The 19,709-nt window shown below is 70.9% G+C and carries 18 protein-coding genes; 14 read left to right on the top strand and 4 right to left on the bottom strand.

Annotated elements, in window-relative coordinates; translation table 11 throughout:
* Positions 1-4 precede the first annotated feature (4 nt).
* Complete coding sequence (locus ACFVSL_RS12490; RefSeq protein WP_386941299.1) at positions 5-688, bottom strand: hypothetical protein; 684 nt, start codon at positions 686-688, stop codon at positions 5-7.
* A gap of 77 nt (positions 689-765) precedes the next feature.
* Between ACFVSL_RS12490 and ACFVSL_RS12485 the strand changes: the two genes are divergently transcribed.
* The 4 genes from ACFVSL_RS12485 to ACFVSL_RS12470 all read left to right on the top strand — a co-directional run bounded on the left by ACFVSL_RS12485 (position 766) and on the right by ACFVSL_RS12470 (position 4,005).
* Entirely contained in the window at positions 766-1,929 is a 1,164-nt protein-coding gene (locus tag ACFVSL_RS12485) for a class I SAM-dependent methyltransferase (protein WP_386941298.1), read from the top strand.
* Positions 1,930-2,013: 84 nt separating this feature from the next.
* Positions 2,014-2,304: an ATP-dependent Clp protease adapter ClpS gene (gene clpS, locus ACFVSL_RS12480; protein ID WP_386941297.1), complete on the top strand. Its 291-nt coding sequence runs from the start codon at positions 2,014-2,016 to the stop codon at positions 2,302-2,304.
* Positions 2,301-2,804: a DUF2017 family protein gene (locus tag ACFVSL_RS12475; protein ID WP_386941296.1), complete on the top strand. Its 504-nt coding sequence runs from the start codon at positions 2,301-2,303 to the stop codon at positions 2,802-2,804. The genes clpS and ACFVSL_RS12475 overlap by 4 nt, the downstream gene beginning before the upstream one ends.
* 46 nt (positions 2,805-2,850) lie before the next feature.
* Positions 2,851-4,005, top strand: coding sequence for a DUF998 domain-containing protein (locus ACFVSL_RS12470; RefSeq protein WP_386941295.1), 1,155 nt, complete (start codon positions 2,851-2,853; stop codon positions 4,003-4,005).
* Between the two features lie 60 nt (positions 4,006-4,065).
* Here the strand turns inward: ACFVSL_RS12470 and ACFVSL_RS12465 are convergent, their stop codons facing one another.
* Positions 4,066-4,467, bottom strand: coding sequence for an SHOCT domain-containing protein (locus ACFVSL_RS12465; RefSeq protein WP_386941294.1), 402 nt, complete (start codon positions 4,465-4,467; stop codon positions 4,066-4,068).
* Between the two features lie 257 nt (positions 4,468-4,724).
* On the opposite strand from ACFVSL_RS12465, the gene ACFVSL_RS12460 reads away from it, so the two are divergent.
* From ACFVSL_RS12460 to ACFVSL_RS12430, 7 genes are all read left to right on the top strand, one after another.
* On the top strand, positions 4,725-5,567 hold the full coding sequence (locus ACFVSL_RS12460; protein ID WP_386941293.1) for a mechanosensitive ion channel family protein: 843 nt from the start codon (positions 4,725-4,727) through the stop codon (positions 5,565-5,567).
* Positions 5,568-5,577: 10 nt separating this feature from the next.
* Positions 5,578-6,873: an ion channel protein gene (locus tag ACFVSL_RS12455; RefSeq protein WP_386941292.1), complete on the top strand. Its 1,296-nt coding sequence runs from the start codon at positions 5,578-5,580 to the stop codon at positions 6,871-6,873.
* Positions 6,874-6,898: 25 nt separating this feature from the next.
* On the top strand, positions 6,899-8,563 hold the full coding sequence (locus tag ACFVSL_RS12450) for a SulP family inorganic anion transporter (protein WP_386941291.1): 1,665 nt from the start codon (positions 6,899-6,901) through the stop codon (positions 8,561-8,563).
* Entirely contained in the window at positions 8,560-9,999 is a 1,440-nt protein-coding gene (locus ACFVSL_RS12445; RefSeq protein ID WP_386941290.1) for a DUF1254 domain-containing protein, read from the top strand. Before ACFVSL_RS12450 ends, ACFVSL_RS12445 begins: the two co-directional genes overlap by 4 nt.
* Before the next feature lie 21 nt (positions 10,000-10,020).
* Positions 10,021-10,692 (top strand): GAP family protein, encoded by a 672-nt coding sequence (locus tag ACFVSL_RS12440; RefSeq protein ID WP_386941289.1) that lies wholly within the window; start codon positions 10,021-10,023, stop codon positions 10,690-10,692.
* Positions 10,693-11,853 (top strand): AI-2E family transporter, encoded by a 1,161-nt coding sequence (locus ACFVSL_RS12435; protein WP_386941288.1) that lies wholly within the window; start codon positions 10,693-10,695, stop codon positions 11,851-11,853. It begins immediately after the preceding gene.
* Between the two features lie 73 nt (positions 11,854-11,926).
* Positions 11,927-13,180: an AI-2E family transporter gene (locus ACFVSL_RS12430; protein ID WP_386941287.1), complete on the top strand. Its 1,254-nt coding sequence runs from the start codon at positions 11,927-11,929 to the stop codon at positions 13,178-13,180.
* An 87-nt stretch (positions 13,181-13,267) separates the two neighbouring features.
* Here the strand turns inward: ACFVSL_RS12430 and ACFVSL_RS12425 are convergent, their stop codons facing one another.
* Positions 13,268-15,592 (bottom strand): arylsulfatase, encoded by a 2,325-nt coding sequence (locus ACFVSL_RS12425; RefSeq protein WP_386941286.1) that lies wholly within the window; start codon positions 15,590-15,592, stop codon positions 13,268-13,270.
* 249 nt (positions 15,593-15,841) lie between these two features.
* Here ACFVSL_RS12425 and ACFVSL_RS12420 point away from each other — a divergent pair, with 249 nt between their 5' ends.
* The gene (locus tag ACFVSL_RS12420; RefSeq protein WP_386941285.1) at positions 15,842-16,276 is read left to right on the top strand and encodes a DUF6325 family protein; all 435 of its coding nucleotides are present in this window, start codon (positions 15,842-15,844) and stop codon (positions 16,274-16,276) included.
* A gap of 2 nt (positions 16,277-16,278) precedes the next feature.
* On the top strand, positions 16,279-16,632 hold the full coding sequence (locus ACFVSL_RS12415; protein WP_386941284.1) for an SHOCT domain-containing protein: 354 nt from the start codon (positions 16,279-16,281) through the stop codon (positions 16,630-16,632).
* Between the two features lie 117 nt (positions 16,633-16,749).
* Here ACFVSL_RS12415 and ACFVSL_RS12410 read toward each other — a convergent pair whose 3' ends face one another.
* Entirely contained in the window at positions 16,750-18,393 is a 1,644-nt protein-coding gene (locus ACFVSL_RS12410) for an MFS transporter (RefSeq protein WP_386941283.1), read from the bottom strand.
* A 173-nt stretch (positions 18,394-18,566) separates the two neighbouring features.
* Between ACFVSL_RS12410 and ACFVSL_RS12405 the strand changes: the two genes are divergently transcribed.
* Complete coding sequence (locus tag ACFVSL_RS12405; protein WP_386941282.1) at positions 18,567-19,706, top strand: type III polyketide synthase; 1,140 nt, start codon at positions 18,567-18,569, stop codon at positions 19,704-19,706.
* The last annotated feature ends 3 nt before the right edge of the window (positions 19,707-19,709 follow it).

Genomic DNA, 19,709 nt, shown 5'->3' with positions numbered 1-19,709 from the left:
GCCGCTAGCGACCCCACGCCGAGGCCGGCGCCTCGATGACCTCGTACGGGCGCGAGCTCCAGTGCGTGCCGTAGCCGTAGTGGCTCGACGCCCACGGCGAGGCCCAGATCGCCTGCGCGGTCGCCTCGGCGGAGTCGCCCCGGGCGAGTGCGGCGTCGACCTCGGGATAGCGGCCGGAGCGGAGGTTCTCGGCCGCGTAATAGGCCGCCTCCACGAGCGTGGGGTAGCTCCCGAGTCCCGATCCGCCGCCCGAACCCTGCCCGTTGTTCAGCGGGTTGTTGCGGTTCCACCAGTTGTCGGCGCCGTTCTCCTGGCGCATCCAGCGCATCATGAACGTGACGTTCTCGTCGGTGAGCGGCCACCCGCCCTCGACGATGACGAGCTTGGCCCAGTCGACGTTGGTGCCGCCCGCGATGAGCGTCTCGGGGCCGGTGGAGGCCACGTACGACTCGGTCGACAGCGCCGTCGACTCGGTGCCCGGTGCCACGCTGACGCGCTGCGCTGCGGCGGCGACCGAGTCGCGGGCGAGGCCCTCGGCCGCAGCGGTGCGGATCGTCTCGAGGTTCGTGAGCGGGGCGACGGCGACCGTGGCGGTGAGGCCGAAGACCGCGAACGCGGCGAGTACGCCGAACGGGCGGCGGACGCGACGCCCGCCGCGAGTGTCGCCCCCGTGCCGATCTCGCCGCATGCGGAGCCGAGGGTAGCAAACCGAGCCGTGGGCCGCACCCAGGAATCGGGGCGCGCCCCGCCGCGTACCCTTGGTGCATGCCCTTCGACCTCGGCGCCCTCCGGCGGTACCCCGACGTCGAAGGACCGGGACTCGAGGCCTCCGACGCCGCCGATCGGCTGCTGATCGACGAGGCCGCCGAGCGCGGCGCCGCGATCGCACCGCCGCTCGCGCCCGACGACGTCGTCGTCCTCGACGACGCGTACGGGGCGATCGCGCTCGCCGCGGCCGACGCGTTCGGCGCCACCCCGGCGCGGCCGATCCGCGTGCATCAGGACCTCGTGACGGGCGAGCGCGCCCTCCACCTCAACGCCGAGCGGCTCGCGCTCGGCGAGGCGGTCGCCTCGCTGCCGCTCGGCCCCGAGCTCGTCGCCGGCGCGCGGCTCGTGCTGGTGCGGCTCCCGCGGTCGCTCGACCGGCTCGACGAGCTGGCCGCGCTCGTCGCCCGCCACGCGGCATCCGATGTCGTGATCGTCGCCGGCGGGCGGCTGAAGCACATGACCCTCGCGATGAACGAGGTGCTCGGCCGCTCCTTCGGCCGGGTCGACGTGAGCCTCGCCCGCCAGAAGTCGCGCGTGCTCATCGCCTCGGAGGCCAGGCCCGCGGCGCGGACGTCGGCCCCCGCGTGGCCGCGCCGGGAACGCCACGGGGCCGAGGGCCTCGAGGTCGTCGCGCACGGCGGCGTGTTCGCGGGCACCGGCATCGACATCGGCACGCGGTTCCTGCTCGAGCACCTCGGCGACGCGGTTCCGGATGCCGCGCACGCGATCGATCTCGCCTGTGGCACCGGCGTCGTGGCGGCACGGCTCGCCCGCACGCGGCCGGGCCTCGTCGTCGCCGCCACCGATCGCTCGGCCTCCGCGGCGGCCTCGGCCCGGCTCACCGCCGAGGCGAATGGGGTCGCCGCGCGCGTCGAGGTGACGCAGGCCGACGGGCTCGAGGGCTTCGCCGACGCGAGCGAACGGCTCATCGTGCTGAACCCGCCGTTCCACAGCGAGGCGGCGATCTCGACGGGCATCGCCGCGCACCTCTTCGCGGACGCCGGCCGCGTGCTCGCCCCCGGTGGCGAGCTCTGGTGCGTCTGGAACTCGCACCTGCGCTACCGGCCCCTGCTCGAACGCACGGTCGGACCGACCCGGCAGATCGCGCGCAACGCCAAGTTCACGATCACCGCTTCGCGCCGCGCCGCGCCGGTCGCGTAGCGCGGGGCGCGTCCCGGCGCCCGGCATCCGCGGTCTCGAGACGCTTCGCTACTCGCTCGGCGAGAAACGTGTCAGGCTGGAGTGGTGACCGCGACACTCGAAGAGCTCGACCTCGACCTCGCCGCCCAAGGTGCAGCAGAGGTGCCGTGGCGCGCCGTCGTGTGGGACGACCCGATCAACCTGATGAGCTACGTCAGCTACGTCTTCCGCAGCTACTTCGGGTATCCGCGCGACGAGGCGGAGCGGCTCATGCTGCTCGTCCACCACGAGGGGCGCGCGGTCGTCGCGTCGGGCTACCGCGAGGCGATGGAGCGGCACGTGCAGGCGATGCACGGCTACGGGCTGCAGGCGACGGTCGTGAGGGGCGACGGGTGATCGTCGCGGGCCGCGGGGGCGGCGGCGAGGGGGTACGGCTGGTGCTCGAGACCGAGGAGGCGATGCTCCTCTCCGAGCTCGCCGACCAGGTCGACTCCGTGCTGCTGCTCGGCGAGCCCGACGACCCCGCGCTCGGGCGGCTGCTGCCCAGCGCGTACCCCGACGACGCCGAGGCCTCAGCCGAGTACGCGCGCTACACCCGCGAGAGCCTCGTCGACGGCAAGCGGCAGGCCGCGCAGCGGGTGCGCGACGCGACCGCCGCGCAGACCGAGAGCGGGCTCGTCGAGATCGAGCTCGACCAGTCCGAGGCGTGGGGCTGGCTCACCTTCCTCACCGACCTGCGGCTCATCCTCGCCGAGCGGGTCGGCGTCGACGACACCGACGACGACGAGCCCGACGTCGACTCCGAGACGAGGGACGACTACCTCCGTGCGGCGTACGAGTGGGCGGGTTTCGTGCAGGGCTCGATGCTCGAGGTGCTGGATCCCACAGATGGGTGAGCCCCAGCCCTAGAGTGGTGCCCGACAGAGAGATCGGAGCACCAGCGTGACTCAGACCCCGACCAAGGCCCCATCGCCCGCCGAGCACCGCCCCGCCGCCGTCGGTGCGGCGCTGCGACATTCCGCGCAGAACGTCGAGTCGCTCGAATCGGCGGCGCTGCTCGTCGGTGCGGCGTTCTTCGTGGTCGGCGGGATCGTCAGCGGAATCGCGTTCTGGGGGCGCGACCTCCCCATCTCGGGCGCGGGGTCGATCGGCGAGTTCGTCTCGATCGCCGCGGCCGTGACGGCGGTGATCGCGTTCGTGCTCGGCCGCGTGCTCGCCCGGCGCACCGAGAACGCCGCGCTGCGTCGCGAGATCGGCCAGGGCCTGTCGGTGCCGGGCGCACGACTGCACTGGTTCGACGTCGCCGCCCTCGCGATCGCGCACGCCGTCATCGCACTGCTCGGCTGGGTGGCCCTGTCGACCGTCCTCGAGCAGAGCTTCCGCGACGCCGTCGTGTTCACGCTGCCGGCGATCGCGCTCGCCGCCGTCGCGATCGCGCTCACCGGCTACGTCGCCTTCCTCTCCTCGGCGCGGATGACCCCGATGCTGCTCTCGCTCGTGCTCGCCGTGTTCCTCGTCGTCGGCGCGCTCACGAGCATGCTCTCGGCGAGCGACCCGCACTGGTGGAAGGAGAACCTCTCGGCGCTCGGCATGACCAACGACATCTCGGCCATGGCGTTCAACGTCACCCTGATCGTGGCCGGCGCGATCGTCACGATCGTCGCGCGCTACGCGACGGCGACCCTGCCGGTCGGCACTCCGCCCGACAAGCGGGGCCGCGACATCGTGCGCGTCGGACTCGTGCTGATCGGCATCTTCCTCGCGTGCGTCGGCATCTTCCCGGTCGACGAGTTCTTCGCCGTGCACAACACCGTCGCGACCGGCATGGCGGTCTGCTTCGCCGTGATCGTGATCGGGCTGCCGTGGTTCATCCGCAGCGTGCCGAAGGTGTTCGTCGGACTCGGGTACCTCTACGTGCTCGTCATCATCGTCGTCGCGATCTTCTTCGCGACCGGCTACTACAATCTCACCGCGGTCGAGCTCGTCGCCGCCTGCCTCATCTTCAGCTGGATCATCGTGTTCCTCCGCACCGCGAGCGCGTCGGGCGCGGCCGAGGCCGACGCCGCGGCGCTCGCGCCGTCGGCGCCCGCCGAGTAGCGCGACGACGACGAAGGGCCGGATGCCACTGGCATCCGGCCCTTCGTTCGTTGCGAGGGATCAGGCGGTGTGCGAGAGCGCCTTCGCCTTGAGCGCCTCGTACTCCTGCTGGTTGATCGAGCCCGAGTCGAGGAGTGCCTTGGCCTTGGCGATCTCGTCGGAGGGGCTCGCCGAGGTGCCGGCCGTCTGGCGGATGTACTGGTCGGTCGCGGCCTGCGCGGCGCGCGCGTCACGAGCCGAGCGCTCGGCCATGCCCTTGCCGCGGGCGATCAGGTAGATCAGCGCGGTGAGGAACGGCACGAAGATCAGGAAGATGATCCACACCGCCTTCCACCAGCCGTTCAGCTTCTGGTCGCGGAACAGGTCGCCGATGATCGCGAAGAGTGCGAACAGGTAGGCGATGAACGCGAACGCCCAGAGGAACCACCAGATCAGGTCCCAGAAATTCTCCCAGATGCTCATCAAGAGCCTTTCTTCGATACGAGGGGGCGACGCCGATTGCGACGCCGAGACGCCCCGCGTTCAGAGGGGTTGGGCGAGAAGGAACTCACGTCGTACCCCCCGACCGTGACCGTCCTGAGCACGACACTAGCGTGACCACGGGCCCGAGCACAGGGATTGCCGCACGTGACGACCCGCGGCGTGGCGCGGAATCGTGGCGCGCGGGTCGCTCGCACCGGCGCCCCGCGTCGCGGTAGCCTCGCCGTGGGGAGGTGCGCATGGGGGATGTGTGGGCGTCGCTCGAGCTGAACGGCTGGAGCATCGCAGGCATCGTCGCGACCCTGCTCGCGACCTGGCTCCTGGCCTCGCTCGCCCGCAAAGGCGTGCGAGCCGCGCTGGCCAGGGTCCCCAACCTCACCGTCGGCGTGCAGCGCCTCGCGGAGCGCATCGTCGTCTACGGCATCTGGCTCATCGGCATCGGCATCTCGCTGAGCTTCCTCGGCGCCTCGATGCAGCCGGTGCTCGCGATCGCGCTCGTCGTCGGGGTCGTGCTCGTGCTCGTGCTGCGCGGGATCGCCGACAACTTCGCCGCGAGCGTCGTGCTGCAGACCCGCCATCCGGTCGCGGTCGGCGACGAGATCGAGAGCGGCGGCTTCGTCGGCACGGTCACCGAGCTCAACGGGCGCTCGGTCGTCATCCGCACGGTCGACGGACGCACGGTGCACGTGCCCAACTCGGAGCTCCTGGGGGAGCGATTCGTCAACAACTCGGCGCACGGCGCGAGGCGGAGCGAGATCGAGGTCCGCATCGAGCACCCGGGAGAGCCCGGCACGGGCGCCGAGAACGCCTCCGCTCCCGACCCCGTGCGAGCGCTCGTCGTCGAGGCCGTCGAGGAGGCGAAGGGAGTGCACCGTCACGAGAGCGTGCAGCTGCGGCCCATCACCCTCGGCGCCGGACGCGCCGTGTACCGGGTGCGCTACTGGCATCACCCCCAGCACGGCGTCGCCGTGACCGATGCGGTGGTCGACTCGGTCGCGTCGGCGCTCGCCGCTCGCGGCGTACGCGCGGTCGTGACGAGCGACCTGCCGCCCGCCCCGCTCACCCCGCCGATGGAACTCTGAGGAAGCACGGATGATCGACCCCACCGCCGCGCCGACGGTCAAGCAGCTCGCGCTCCTCTCCATTCCCGCGATCGTGATCGGCGCGGTCTCCGCGCTCGTGCTGTGGCTGCTCGACGTCGGCGCCGGGTGGCTCCAGGACCAGCTGTGGACCGAGCTTCCGGCGCTCGTCGGCGCGACCGGCTCGACGCCGTGGTGGATCATCCTGATGATGACCCTCGTCGGGGCCGCGGTCGGCCTCGTCGCGCAGTTCATGCCGGGGCACGCCGGGCCCGACTCCGCGATCGGCGGGCTCGAGGGGCCGCCGCCCCCGATCGCCGTGCTGCCGAGCCTGCTCATCGCGGTGGTGATCGGCCTCGCCGGCGGCGTGAGCCTCGGCCCCGAGAACCCGATCATGGCGATCAACGGCGCGCTCGCCGTCGCGGCCCTCGCGCGCCTGTCGAACGTCGTTCCGCCGAGGCTCGTCGTGCTGCTCTCCGCCGCAGGCACGCTCGGCGCGCTGTTCGGCACCCCCGTCGGCGCCGCGCTGGTGCTCACCGGCATGGTCGCCGCGGTGAAGGCGGGCGGCTCGCTCTGGGACCGCATGTTCCTGCCGCTCGCCTCGGCGGGCGCGGGCGCGATCACGATGCACGTCCTCGGCGCGCCGACGTTGGCGTTCGACGTCGAACCGATGAAGGAGGTCGACGGGTTCGACCTCCTCTCTGGGTTCCTGATCGCGGCGGTCGCCGCGGTGGCGGCGATCGCGATCGCCTGGGCGTTCCCGTACGTGCATCGCGCCTTCCACGCACTCAAGTACCCGATCGTGTTCACCACGCTGGGCGGTCTGGTGCTCGGCGTCCTCGGGGCGATCGGCGGCCCGATCACGATGTTCAAGGGCCTCGAGGAGACGGGCGAGCTCATCTCCGACCCCGGTGCGTACACCGTGCCGCAACTCGCGATGTTCGCGGTCGTGAAGCTCATCGCCCTGCTCGTCGCGGCCAGCGCGGGGTTCAGGGGCGGGCGCATCTTCCCGATCGTGTTCGTCGGCGTCGCCATCGGACTCGTCGGCCACGGGCTCTTCCCCGACGTGCCGCTGTCGCTCGCGATCGCCTCGGGCGTGCTCGGCACGGTGCTCGTCGGCACCCGGGACGGCTGGATGGCGCTGTTCGTCGCGGCGATCCTCGTCGGCGACCCGCTCGTGCTGCCGCTGCTGTGCCTCATCATCGTGCCGGTGTGGCTGATCGTCACCAAGGCGCCCGCGCTCGAGCTCGAGGCGCCCGAGGCTCCTGCCCCGACCCCGCCCGCCCCCGCCGAGTCGCCCCGTCAGTAGTCCCATGGAGTCGAGAAGGAGCCCGATGCAGAAGCCGCTGGCCGGACTGAGCCGACGCAATCTCGTCCGCGAGCTCACGGCGGGGGTCACCCTGCTCGCGATCGCGATCCCGTTGAACATCGGGTACGCGCAGATCGCGGGGCTGCCGCCGACCGCCGGCCTCTACGCGCTCATCGTGCCGACGATCGTGTACGCGCTCGCCGTCTCCAGCCGCCAGCTCGTGGCCTCGCCCGACGCGGCGGCCGCGGCGCTCGTGGCGAGCTCGATCGGCGGGCTCGCCGCAGCCGGCAGCGCCGACTACGCGACGCTCGCGCTCGCGCAGGCGATCCTCTGCGGCGTCATGTTCCTGCTGCTCGCGGTCTTCAAGCTCGGGTTCCTCGCGAACTTCCTCTCGAAGCCGATCCTCGTCGGCTTCGTCGGCGGCCTCGCCCTCGACATCCTCGTGAGCCAGATCGCCAAGATGCTCGGCGTCAAGATCGACTCCGGCGGCGAGTTCGTCGACAAGGTCACGGGCCTCGTCACCGGCCTCGGCACGACGAACCCCGTCTCGCTGACGATCTCGGTGCTCGCCGTCGCGGTGCTGCTGCTCGGCAAGCGCTACCTCAAGGCGGTGCCGTGGGCGCTCGTCGTGCTCGTCGTGGCGACCCTCGCGGTCGTGCTCCTGCACCTCGACGACCTCGGCGTCTCGGTGCTCGGCGAGGTGCCCGCAGGGCCGCCGGCGATCACCTGGCCGATCATCGACTGGACGATGTGGCTCGCGCTCATCCCGTCGGCCATGGCGCTCACGCTCGTGACCACCGCCGAGGGGCTGCTGGTGTCGCGCTCCTACGGCGAGAAGCGCGGGTACGCGACGAGTCCCAACCGCGATCTCTTCGCCTTCGGGCTCGGCAACATCGCGGCCGGCGCCTCGGGCAGCTTCGCGGTCGGATCGTCGACGTCGCGCACCGCGGCGATGGACCAGGCGGGCTCGCGCACCCAGCTGCCCTCGCTCGTGCTCGCGGTCGGCACCCTGCTGCTCCTGCTGTTCGGCACGGCGCTGCTGGCCGACATCCCCTCGCCGGCGATCGGCGCGATCGTGGGCGTCGCGATCCTGCCGCTCCTCGGCGTCAAGGAGTTCGCCCAGCTCTGGCGGGCCGACCGCTTCGAGTTCGGGGTCGGCGCCGTCTGCTTCCTGGTCACGCTGTTCATCGGCTCGATCCCCGGCATCCTCGTCGCGTTCGTGCTGGCGCTCATCAACCTCGCCAAGCGCGCCGCCAACCCGGCCATCGACGTGCTCGAATCGAGCGGGGAGCCCCGCGACTCGCTCCTCGACGAGGCGCCGAAGGGCGAGGTCACCGCGCCCGGCGTCATCGTCGTGCGACTCGCGGCTCCGCTGTTCTTCGCCAACGGCTCGGTCTTCGACGACGCCGTGAAGAAGGCGGTCCGGCGTGCGACCGCCGCGGGCAACGGCCCGGTCCGCCACGTCGTCATCGACATGGAGGCGGTGACCGACGTCGACGTCACGGGCGCCGAGAGCTTCGAGGCGCTGCTCACCTGGCTCGAGCGCGAGCAGATCGAGCTGTCGTTCAGCAGGGTGCGCGCCGACGCGCGGCGCCGGCTCGACAAGCTCGACCTGCTCGGCGACCACGACGTCTACGAGACGAACCGCGCCGCCCTCGCGGCGCTGGTACCGATGAAGGGGGATGCATGACCGACCACCAGGCCACCAGCATGAGCGCCGACGAGCTCGCCGAGGCGATCAGGCGGGTGAGCACGCCCGACGAGATCGACACGCCGTTCGGGCGGCTCGAGCTCTTCGACGGCGTTCCGCGCGAGGCATCCGTCGACAAGATCTACGACGCGCTCGACCTCATGCGGGCGGCCGAGGCGTACCTCAACACGATTCCCGGGGCGTCGCTCGTCGCCATGCGCCGGGGGCTGCGAGCCGCCGGCATCACCGAGCCCGGCACGGTCGGATTCACCGACCCGCGGGCCGACTCGGGCAGCATCTTCCTGACGCCGAACACCGAGACGACGTACGGCACGACCTTCCTCGACCTCAAGGCCTGGGGGTCGACGGTGATCGAGGCGCCGCCGCAGTCGCTCTGCGTCGTCGACGACTTCTGGTTCCGCTACGTCGCCGACATGGGCATCGCCGGGCCCGACAAGGGCGCCGGGGGCAAGTACCTCTTCCTTCCGCCGGGCTACGACGGCGAGCGGCCCGACGGCTACTTCACGTACGAGTCGCCGACGTACACGAACTGGGTCGTGCTGCGTGCGCTCGGGGGCGTGCCCGCGATGAAGCAGTCGCGGATCTACCCGCTCGCCGAGGCCGCGGCCCCGCGCGAGACGACGTTCGTGAACATCGCGGGCGCGAAGTTCAACAGCGTGCACTCGAACGACTTCGACTTCTTCAACGAGATCGACGAGCTCATCCAGGAGGAGCCCGCCGAGGCGCTCGACGTCGAGCGGGCCGGGCAGCTCGCCGGGCTCGGCATCGCGCACGGCACGGCCTTCGCCCCCGACGACCGTCGCCGGCGCCTGCTCGACGAGGGTGCGAAGCTCGGCGCCGCGATCTCGCGTGCGCTCGTCTACAAGCCGCGCGACCCCGCCGCGTTCTTCTGGGAGGGCAACTCGTGGAAGAACGCCTTCGTCGGCGGCAGCTACGAGTTCCTCCACAACGGCGCCCGCATGCTCGACGCGCGCACGCAGTTCCACTACTTCGCGACGGTGATCACCCCGGCGATGGCGCACGCGCAGGTCGGGGCGGGATCCGCGTACGCGTACACGGCCGAGGACGCCGACGGCCGGGTGCTCGACGGCGGCGCGACGTACTCGCTCACCATCCCGGCGAACCCGCCGGCGAAGAACTTCTGGTCGGTCGACGTCTACGACACGCAGACCCGTTCGCTGCTCCAGGTGCCGTCGACGCCGTACCCCGCCCTCTCGAGCCTCGAGGGCACCGTGCAGGCCGAGGCCGACGGCAGCTACGTGCTGCACTTCGGCCCCGAGGCGCCGGCCGGCAGGGAGTCCAACTGGGTCGAGACCCTTCCCGGCAAGAGCTGGTTCCCGATCGTGCGTCTCTACGGCCCGCTCGAGCCCTGGTTCGACGGCAGCTGGCGCATCCCCGAGATCGTCAAGCAGTAAGCGGAAGAAGGAGAACTGACCATGGGCAGCGTCATCGGAGACATCCTCCCGCTCGCCGTCGGCATCGCGATCAGCCCGATCCCGATCATCGCGGCGATCCTCATGCTCCTCTCGCCGAAGGCGAAGGGCACGAGCGTCGGCTTCCTGATCGGGTGGGTGCTCGGCATCGTCGTCGCGGTGGTGCTGTTCACCCTGCTGGCCGGCGTCATCCCCGAGAGCGATTCGGATGCCTCGAAGCCCGTCGCGGGCACCATCAAGCTGCTCCTCGGCGCGCTCCTGCTGCTGCTCGCCGTGAAGCAGTGGCGCAGCCGCCCCAAGGGCGACGAGGAGCCGACGATGCCGAAGTGGATGTCGGCGATCGACCAGATGACGTTCGGCAAGGGCCTCGGACTCGGGTTCCTGCTCTCGGCGGTCAACCCGAAGAACCTCATCATGGGCGTCGGCGCGGGCGTCGCGATCGGCTCGGCCGGCCTCTCGGGCGGCGAGCAGACGATCGCGATCGTCGTCTTCGTGCTCATCGCCGCGTGCTCGGTCGCGATCCCGGTGATCGGCTACCTGCTCGCGTCGAAGCAGATGGCCCGACCGCTCGAGTCGCTGCGCCAGTGGCTCGTGCACAACAACGCGACGGTCATGGCCGTGCTGCTGCTCGTCATCGGCGTCGTCATGATCGGCAAGGGCATCGGGAACTTCTAGATGGATGCCTCGCGGACGGCCCTGGCACCGGGCACGCGCACGCTGCTGACGCTCGCCGCCGCGGTCGTCGTGTTCGCCGGCGTGTGGTTCGCCCGCGACCTGCTCGCCCCGGCCGCGGTCGCCGCGGTCGTCGTGATCATCTCCTACCCCGTGCGGCGTCCGCTCGAGCGCGCAGGCTGGCCCGTGTGGCTGGCCTCGACGGCCGTCATCGTCGTGAGCTACCTCATCCTCGCGGTGCTCGCCGTCATGCTCGTGTACGCCGCCGCGCAGTTCGTGGGCATGCTGCCCGACTACGCCGACGAGCTCGCCGACACCGCCGACGGGGTGCTCGCCTCGCTGCAGGCGCTCGGCTTCTCGGCGCCCTCGGCGGAGACCGCATCGGGATGGCTCGACCCCGCCGTCCTCGGGCAGGCCGCCGTCGGCGTCGCCGACTGGGTGCTCGGCCTCGCTGCGGCGTTCTTCTTCGTGCTCGCCTACGTGATCTTCATGGCGGTCGACGGGGCGCGGTTCCGTGCGGCCGCTGGCGCGGCATCCACCCGGATCTTCGGCGACGAGACCAGCGACGGCATCGCCCGCCGCTACTTCGGCGGTGTGCGCCGCTACTACGTCGTCAACGCGACGTTCGGCGCGATCGTCGCCGTGCTCGACGGCCTGCTGCTGTGGGCGGTCGGCATCCCGATCCCGATCGTGTGGGCGATCCTCGCCTTCGTCACGAACTTCATCCCGAACATCGGGTTCGTGATCGGCCTCATCCCGCCGGCGATCCTCGCGCTCGTCATCGGCGGCTGGCCGCTCATGCTGATCGTGATCGCGATCTACTGCATCATCAACGTCGTGCTGCAGGTGCTCGTGCAGCCGAAGTTCGTGAGCGACGCGGTCGGCCTGAGCCTGACGCTCACCTTCTTCTCGGTCGCGTTCTGGGCGTTCGTGATCGGGCCGATCGGTGCGATCCTCTGCATCCCGCTGACGCTGCTCGTGCGGGCGCTCTTCATCGACGGCGACCCGCGCATGCGCACGCTCGCTCGGCTGTCGGGCGCCGACGACGCGTCCCTGCCCACCGGTCAGGAGCCGGTCCGCGCGCTCACCGCCGAGGCGCAGCCGACCGAGGCGTCGCCCGCCGACGTCGCGACCGCGCCGCAGGGCGACGCCGACGGAGGATGACGGATCACCCGAGAAACACGATGACGGGCAGCCGTCGGGCCCCGATACTGGTACCGGAATCGAGGAGGAACCCATGTGGTGGAACAAGAAGCGAGAGCAGGCCGCCCAGCCGCCCGCGGGCGAGGCGCGGGTGACCATGACGCCGCCGATTCCGCACCGCAACGCCTTCCTGCTGATGGGGCTCGCCGGGCTCGTCATCACGCTGTTCGGCATCGCGGCCATGCGCGACATCTTCTCCGCGATCTTCCTGGCGCTCGTGCTCGTGATCTGCGTGCACCCGGTTCGTCGCGGTCTGGAGCGGCGCGGGGTGTCGCGCGGCATCTCGACCCTGGTCGTGCTCGTCACGGTCGTGCTGCTGCTCGGCGGCTTCGTGTTCCTGCTGATCATCTCGTTCGCGCAGTTCGCAACCCTCCTGCCCGACTACCTGCCGGAGTTCGAGACGTGGGCCAACACGATCGAGTCGTGGCTCTCGAGTCTCGGCGTCGGACAGGAGCAGATCAACGCGATGCTGGGGTCGTTCAACCCGGCCGACATCGTCAACGCGATCGGCGGCTTCGTGAGCGGCCTGCTCGGGGGTGCGGCCGGATTCATCTCGTTCGCCGTGATCCTGCTGACCATGCTCATGCTCATCACGTTCGACTCGTCGTACGTTCCGACGGTCGTCGCCGGCATCGGGCGCAAGCGACCCGAGGTCGCCACCGGCCTCGTGCGCTTCGCCGACGGCGTGCGCCGCTACATGGTCGCAACGACCGGGTTGGGCGTCGCGCAGGGCATCATCAACTGGATCGCGCTCGCGCTCCTCGGCATCCCCGGCGCGGCCCTCTGGGGCATGCTGTCGTTCCTCTGCAGCTTCATCCCGAACATCGGGTACTTCATCGCCCTGATCCCGCCGCTCGTGTTCGGCGCGCTCGTCGGCGGCTGGCCGATGGTCGTCGCCGTGATCGTCGTGTACGGCGTCATCAACGCCGTGATCCAGTCGGTCATCCAGCCGCGGATCGTCGGCAATGCGGTCTCGCTCAGCCAGTCGCTCACCTTCGCGTCCGTGCTCGTCTGGGCCATCATCCTCGGGCCGATGGGCGCCATCCTCGCCGTGCCGCTGACGCTGCTCATGCGCATGCTGCTCGTCGACACGAACCCGGCGATCGCGTGGGTGCTGCCGGCGCTCGGCGAGGTCGACGACGCGAAGCGCGAGATGAGCATGATCGACGCGGAGGCGAAGGTCGCGCGCATGCAGCGCCGCGAGGAGAAGAAGCAGGAGCACGCGACCGTCCGCGCCGAGCACACCGCCGAGAAGGCCGGGAAGGCCGACGACACCGCAGAGCGCTGACCCGGTCGGAGCGGCCTTCCGACTTCCCCGAACGACGGATGCCCCGGCGAGCAGCTGCTCGCCGAGGCATCCGTGTTCGTGGTGCGACTACTCGCGCGCGAAGGCGGCGAGCGCCTCGAGCTCGAGGTCGAGGTACTGCTCCTCGCTCACGTCGACCGCGACGCCGAGCAGCTTGCCGCCCGAGAACGGGAAGGAGTCGGTGTACTGGCTGCTCACCGCGTCGCCGCTGTCGTAGCCGACGCAGAGGCCGTCGCCGCAGAGCGTGAACTTGCCGATCTGCGACCGCATCGGCCCTTCGGCGACGACCTGGTCGTCGACGTAGAGCTTGCAGGTGCCCACCGACTCGCCGTGCTCGCCCGCGCTCTCGCGGACGAACTCCATGCCGAGTGCGTGCTTGCCCGGCGTCAGCTGCTCCGACGTGAACGTCTGCTCGGGCGGGATGCCGAGGAAGTTGTACACGTAGTTGAGCCTGCCGTCCTTGATGAACAGCGAGTGCCCGCCGAAGCGCGACCCGTGGGCGAAGAGCACGCCCTGCGTGCCGGCCTCGACCTCGACGTCGGCGATGATCTTGAACGAGCGGCCGCGCACGTTGACCGCCACGCTCTCGGCGACCGCACCCGTGTCGGGGTAGTAGACGTAGCGCGTGCGGGGCGCCTCGGACTGCGGGCGCTCGATCGTGAGCTGCTCGCGAGCCGACCGGTCGTCGAGCGGCAGCACGTGGTTGCGCTCGGCCTCGGAGAACCAGAGGTCGATGAGCTCCTTGAGCTTCTCGGGGTGCTCGGCCGCGAGGTCCTTCGACTCGGAGCGGTCGACGTCGACGTGGTAGAGCTCCCAGCGGTCCTCGTCGAACTTCCCGTGCCCGGTGAGCGGCGCGTGGATGCTCGCCGCCTTCCAGCCGTCCTTCCAGATGCCGCGCGTGCCGATCATCGTGTAGTACTGCACGTGCTTCTCGGTCGGGCCGTCGGGCTCGGCGTCGAAGCTGTACTTCATCGAGACGCCGTCGAGCGGCCGCTGCTTCACTCCGCGGAACACCTCGGGGAACTCGATGCCGATGACGTCGAGGATCGTCGCGACGATGTCGGTCGAGTGGTGGTACTGGTGCCGGATCTCGCCCTTGGCCGAGATGCCCGCCGGCCAGTGGATGATCATCGGGTCGCAGGTGCCGCCCGAGAACTGCGAGTAGCGCTTGAACATCTGGAACGGCGTCGAGAACGCGGCGGCCCAGCCGGTCGGGTAGTGGTTGTAGGTCTCGGGGCCGCCGAGCACGTCGATCTTCGCGAGGTTCTCGGCGAGGTCGTCGGGGAACCCGTTGAAGAACTTGTTCTCGTTGACCGAGCCGTCGGGCGAGCCCTCGCCCGAGGCGCCGTTGTCGGCGCAGTAGAAGATGAGCGTGTTCTCGAGCTGCCCCGAGGCCTCGAGGTAGTCGACGACGCGGCCGATCTGCGCGTCGGTGTACTCGCTGAAGCCCGCGAAGACCTCGGCCATGCGGCTGAAGAGCCGCTTCTCGTCGTCGGAGAGCGAGTCCCACGGCTTGACGTAGTCGGCGGCGTTGGCCTGGTCGTCGGGCAGCGGGTTGAACGGCGTGAGGTCGGTGCCCTCGGGCATGACGCCGCGTTCGACCATGCGCTCGAGCACCCACGTGCGGTACGCGTCGTAGCCGTCGTCGAACTTGCCCGCGTACTTGTCGATGTACTCCTGCGGCGAGTGGTGGGGAGCGTGGTTCGCGCCGGGGCAGAACCACGTGAACCACGGCTTCGAGGGGTTCGACGACTTCTGGTCGCGGATCATGCGGATCGCCTGGTCGGCGAGGTCCTTCGAGAGGTGGTAGCCGTCTTCGGGCGAGTAGGGCTGCTCGATGAACCGGTTGTCCTCGACGAGGTCGGGGTACCAGTTGTTGGTCTCGCCGCCGAGGAACCCGTAGAAGCGATCGAAGCCCATCGCGAGCGGCCACTGCGCCTTCGAACCGCCGGCCGAGACGTCCTCCTCGGGGACGTTGTGGTTCTTGCCGAGCCAGAACGTCGAATAGCCGTTCTGCTGGAGCACCTGGCCGATGGTCGCGCACTCGGCGGGGATGTAGCCGGACGCGCCCGGGAAGCCGTTCGTCGCCTCCATGATCACGCCCATGCCGTTCGCGTGGTGGTTGCGCCCGGTCAGGAACGTCGAGCGGGTCGGCGAGCACAGCGCCGTCGTGTGCCACTGGGTGTAGGTGAGCCCGTTCTCGGCGAGCCGGTCGAGGGTCGGCATGTTGATGCGGCCGCCGTACGGCGACCACGAGGCCATGCCGGTGTCGTCGTAGAGGATGACCAGGATGTTCGGCGCTCCCTCGGGCGCCTTCGGCTGCGCGTACGGAGCCCAGTCCGCGACCGAGTCGCGCACATCCAACTCGATCTTTCCCCTGAATTCTGCGGACATGGAACGCCTTCCCCTCGTCGATGTACCCGCGCGGCGCTGCCGCACCCTTCCGACGCTACCCGCCGCGGGTGCGGCGGGGAAGGGTCGGCGCGCCGGGCGGAGGCGGCCGGAGGCGAGCGACGGACCGGGCTCGCGAATTCGCCCCCGAATCGGGGCCGCTCGGCTCTGGCGCCGCCCGACGGGCCGGGGTTAGTCTTCGGATGTGTGGTCGGCGACCGCCGGCCGCCATCGTTCGAGCCAAGGGGAATCATGGCGGAGTTCGCATACGGCCCGGTGGAGCTGTATCTGGTGGGGTTCGAGGGGGACCGGCTCGATCCGGGCACGGTCGAGGCGCTCGAAGAGCTGGTCGAGGGCGGCGAGGTGCGCCTGCTCGACCTCGTGATCGTCTCGCGCGAGCCCGACGGCTCGGTGCGCATCGTCGAGATCGAGGACGAGGGCGAGTCGTACGGCTTCGGCGTGCTCGAACTCGAGCAGTCGGGGCTCGTCGGCGCTGAGGACGTCGACGACTTCGCCGAGCTCATCCCCCCGGGCACCTCGGCCGCGCTCGCGGCGTTCGAGCTGCTCTGGGCCAAGAAGCTCGCATCGCGTTTCGCCGAAGGCGGCGGCGTGGTGCTGTCGACCGAGCGCATTCCCGCGCCGGTCGTGAACCAGTTGCTCGCCGAGGCGAGCGGGGAGGAAGGCTGATCATGCCTCTGGGACGTATGGGTCGCCCGGGTCTCATCGGGATGGCGGCGCGCACGGCGGTCGTCGCAGGCACCGCGACGGCGGTCTCCGGCAACGTCGCCCGCCGTCAGAACGAGCGCGCGCAGCAGAAGTACGACGCGCAGCAGTACGAGCAGCAGCAGCAGTACGAGCAGCAGCAGGCGTACGCGCAGCAGGCGGCGGCGCAGCAGGCGGCGCAGCAGCAGGCCGCGGCTCCGGCTGCCCCGGCCGGCGGCGTCGACGTCGTCGCCGAGCTGCAGAAGCTCGCCGCCCTGCAGCAGCAGGGCATCCTCTCGGCCGACGAGTTCGCGGCCGCGAAGGCGAAGCTGCTCGCCTGACCCTGCACACATCGAGACGGATGCCGCGGGCGACAGCCGCCCGCGGCATCCGTGCGTCTGCGCCCGTCTCCGCCCGGATCGGTCCGTTCGGTCCGGGCGGTCCGTTCGGTGCCGGGTTCAGTCGTCGCCCGCGGCGGCCGGCTCGGGCTCGGCGGGGTCGGGTTCGGCGGGGTCGCGGCGCCCGGGCAGCCGGCGGGTGGCCGGCAGGGCGAGCAGCGCGGCGGCGGCGCACGCCAGCATGCCGACCTTGACGCCCCAGAGCTGCGACGCCGCGTAGTGGCCGACGAGGTCGTCGACCTGGTCGGCCGGGATCCCGGCGTCGAGCAGCGCCTGCTCGGCTTCGGCGGGCGGGATGTACTCGAGGCCCTGCGACACCCTGACCGTCGTCTGGTCGGCCACCGCCGCCTCGATGTCGGGGTCGTCGGCGATGAGCCCGAGCACCGACGCGGCGAGTGCGCCGACCATGAGCGAGCCGATCAGCGCCGTGCCGAGCGACGAGCCCAGGTTCTGCGCGGTGTACTGCAGGCCGCCCGCCTCGCTGCGGGCCTCCGGCGGCACCGAGGACTGCACGACGTTGCCGAGCTGCGAGGCGAGCAGGCCCGTGCCGAGGCCGACGAGCGTCATGCCGATCGCGAACGGCGTCGTCGCGAGCTGCGGCTCGATCGTGGCGATGATGACGAGGCACGCGAGCGTGATCGTGATGAGCCCCGTGCGCACGACGGCACGCGAGCCGAACCTCGCCCCGACGCGTGCGCCGAGGGCGGCGGCGATGAGCATCGCGATCGAGGTGGGCAGCAGCCGGAGTCCGGTCTGGAAGGCGTCCATGCCCTGGGTGACCTGCAGGTAGAGCGGCACGGCGAAGAAGATGCCGAGCAGCACGAGGTTCTGCGCGAGCAGGCTCGCGAGGCCCGACCGCAGGGCGGGGATGCGCAGGTTGCGCACGTCGAGCAGCGGCACGCGGCCGGCGGCGGCGACCCGGCGCTCCCAGGCGAAGAACGCCCAGAGCACGAGCAGCCCGGCGCCGATGACGAACGGCGTGAGCGCGAAGCCGAGCGGGGTGATCGGCGAACTGAGCGGCTGGATCCACCCCCAGGTGCCGCTCTGCAGCACGCCGACGACGACGAGCGCCAGTCCCAGTGCCGACAGCACGGCGCCGAAGCCGTCGAGCTTGAACTTCTCGCGCACGTGGTCGTCGGTGATCCAGTTGCCCACGATGAGCACGAAGATCACGAACACGACCTCGCCCGCGAACACCCAGCGCCACGAGTACTCGGTCGTGAGCCAGCCGCCGAGCAGCGGGCCGATCGCGATGCCCGCGCCGGCGACCCCGCCGATGATGCCGTACGCGCGCGCCCGCGCCGGACCCTCGTAGCTGCCGGCGACGAGCGCGGCGAGGGCGGGCAGCACGAGCGCTGCGCCGGCGCCCTCGATGAACGACCAGCCGACGATGAGCACCTCGACGGTCGGCGCGAGCGCCGTCATGAGCGAGCCGATCGCGTAGATCACGAGCCCGATGCGGAAGACCCGGAGGCGTCCGAACAGGTCGCCGATCTTGCCGCCCGTGAGCATCAGCGCCGCCATCACGAGGGCGTACAGCGTGATCGCGAGCTGGATCATCGACACGGTGGTGTCGAACTCCTCGACCAGCTGGCTGATCGACACGCTCATCACCGAGCTGTCGAGCACCATGATGAACTGCGCGACCGCGAGCGGGATGACCGCCCGTGACGCCGTGCTCCGTGCCGACTCCGTCGTGGCCATGCATCCCCCGCTCGATGCGTCGCCGGGCGGCGCCGACGATCCTGTGTGCAGGATACGACCCCCGGGGTCGCGACGACAGTCCCGTGAGCGGGGCGTCGCGCGCGACTGCGAACCACCCGAGAGCTCGGCGCCACCCCTTGCCGTGGAGCCCGGTCGCGACCCTACGATGGGGCATGACCGTCGCACTGCGGGGACTCTCGACCGTCGTTCCGCCGACCGTGCTCGTCCAGCCCGAGGTGCGCGACGTGTTCGCCGCACAGCCGGGGCTGAACCGCCTCGCCCAGCGCATCATCACCACGAGCTTCGACGTCTCGGCCATCGAGACGCGGCACACCGTGATCGCCGAGCTGAGTCGCGATGCGCACCCCGACGACCCCGTCTTCTTCGACATCGACTCGGGCGTGCTGCTGCAACCCGGCACGAAGGCCCGCAACGAGCTCTACGCCGAGCAGGCGACGGGGCTCTACGTCGCCGCCGGACGGGCGGCGATCGACGCCACGCCGGGCATCGATCCCGCCGACGTGACCCACATCGTCACGGTGAGCTGCACCGGCTTCTACGCACCCGGTCCCGACTTCATGATCGCCAGGGAGCTCGGCCTCGACGCGGGGGTCGAGCGCTACCACCTCGGCTTCATGGGCTGCTACGCGTCGATCCCGGCGCTGCGCCTGGCGAAGCAGCTCTGCGAGGCGGACGCCTCGGCGGTCGTGCTCGTCGTCTCCGTCGAGCTCTGCACGCTGCACCTGCGGTCGTCGAACGACCCCGACACGATCGTGGCGTCGTCGCTCTTCTCCGACGGGGCCGGTGCGGCGATCGTCACCGCGCTCCCGCCCGAGCCCGGTGAGCGGGCGCTCGTGCTCGACCGGTTCGCGACCCGCATCACGCCCACCGGCGAAGGCGACATGGCGTGGAAGATCGGCGACCACGGGTTCGAGATGGTGCTCTCGAACGCCGTTCCCGCGCTCATCGACGAGCACATCACCGGCGCGCTCGAGCCGCTCTTCGCGCACGACCCCGCGCTCGTCGGGGCCCTCGAGACGGATGCCTCGGGGCAGGCCGTCGAGCACTGGGCGATCCACCCGGGCGGTCGCAGCATCCTCGACAAGGTCGAGACGCGGCTCGTGCTGAGCGAGGCGCAGCTCGTGCCCGCGCGCGACACGCTGCGCGACTACGGCAACATGTCGAGCGCGACCGTGCTCTTCGTGCTGCGGCACATCCTCGACGGCGACGCGGGCGCAGGCGAGCGCGTCGCCGCGATGGCGTTCGGGCCGGGGCTCACCGTCGAGTCGGCGCTCATGACGGTCAGCGGCTGAGGC

The organism is Agromyces sp. NPDC058064 (assembly GCF_042885275.1).
Classification (GTDB): domain Bacteria; phylum Actinomycetota; class Actinomycetes; order Actinomycetales; family Microbacteriaceae; genus Agromyces.
This window is presented reverse-complemented; position numbering and strand designations above follow the sequence as displayed.

Bases quoted from the DNA above. Each gene is read 5' to 3' on its own strand.
- ACFVSL_RS12485 (WP_386941298.1), top strand. From the start codon at position 766: ATGCCCTTCGACCTCGGCGCCCTCCGGCGGTACCCCGACGTCGAAGGA.
- ACFVSL_RS12415 (WP_386941284.1), top strand. From the start codon at position 16,279: ATGCCTCTGGGACGTATGGGTCGCCCGGGTCTCATCGGGATGGCGGCG.
- ACFVSL_RS12445 (WP_386941290.1), top strand. From the start codon at position 8,560: ATGACCGACCACCAGGCCACCAGCATGAGCGCCGACGAGCTCGCCGAG.
- ACFVSL_RS12490 (WP_386941299.1), bottom strand. From the start codon at position 688: ATGCGGCGAGATCGGCACGGGGGCGACACTCGCGGCGGGCGTCGCGTC.
- ACFVSL_RS12460 (WP_386941293.1), top strand. From the start codon at position 4,725: ATGGGGGATGTGTGGGCGTCGCTCGAGCTGAACGGCTGGAGCATCGCA.
- ACFVSL_RS12410 (WP_386941283.1), bottom strand. From the start codon at position 18,393: ATGGCCACGACGGAGTCGGCACGGAGCACGGCGTCACGGGCGGTCATC.
- ACFVSL_RS12440 (WP_386941289.1), top strand. From the start codon at position 10,021: ATGGGCAGCGTCATCGGAGACATCCTCCCGCTCGCCGTCGGCATCGCG.
- ACFVSL_RS12425 (WP_386941286.1), bottom strand. From the start codon at position 15,592: ATGTCCGCAGAATTCAGGGGAAAGATCGAGTTGGATGTGCGCGACTCG.
- ACFVSL_RS12455 (WP_386941292.1), top strand. From the start codon at position 5,578: ATGATCGACCCCACCGCCGCGCCGACGGTCAAGCAGCTCGCGCTCCTC.
- ACFVSL_RS12435 (WP_386941288.1), top strand. From the start codon at position 10,693: ATGGATGCCTCGCGGACGGCCCTGGCACCGGGCACGCGCACGCTGCTG.
- ACFVSL_RS12430 (WP_386941287.1), top strand. From the start codon at position 11,927: ATGTGGTGGAACAAGAAGCGAGAGCAGGCCGCCCAGCCGCCCGCGGGC.
- ACFVSL_RS12405 (WP_386941282.1), top strand. From the start codon at position 18,567: ATGACCGTCGCACTGCGGGGACTCTCGACCGTCGTTCCGCCGACCGTG.
- ACFVSL_RS12465 (WP_386941294.1), bottom strand. From the start codon at position 4,467: ATGAGCATCTGGGAGAATTTCTGGGACCTGATCTGGTGGTTCCTCTGG.
- ACFVSL_RS12450 (WP_386941291.1), top strand. From the start codon at position 6,899: ATGCAGAAGCCGCTGGCCGGACTGAGCCGACGCAATCTCGTCCGCGAG.
- ACFVSL_RS12420 (WP_386941285.1), top strand. From the start codon at position 15,842: ATGGCGGAGTTCGCATACGGCCCGGTGGAGCTGTATCTGGTGGGGTTC.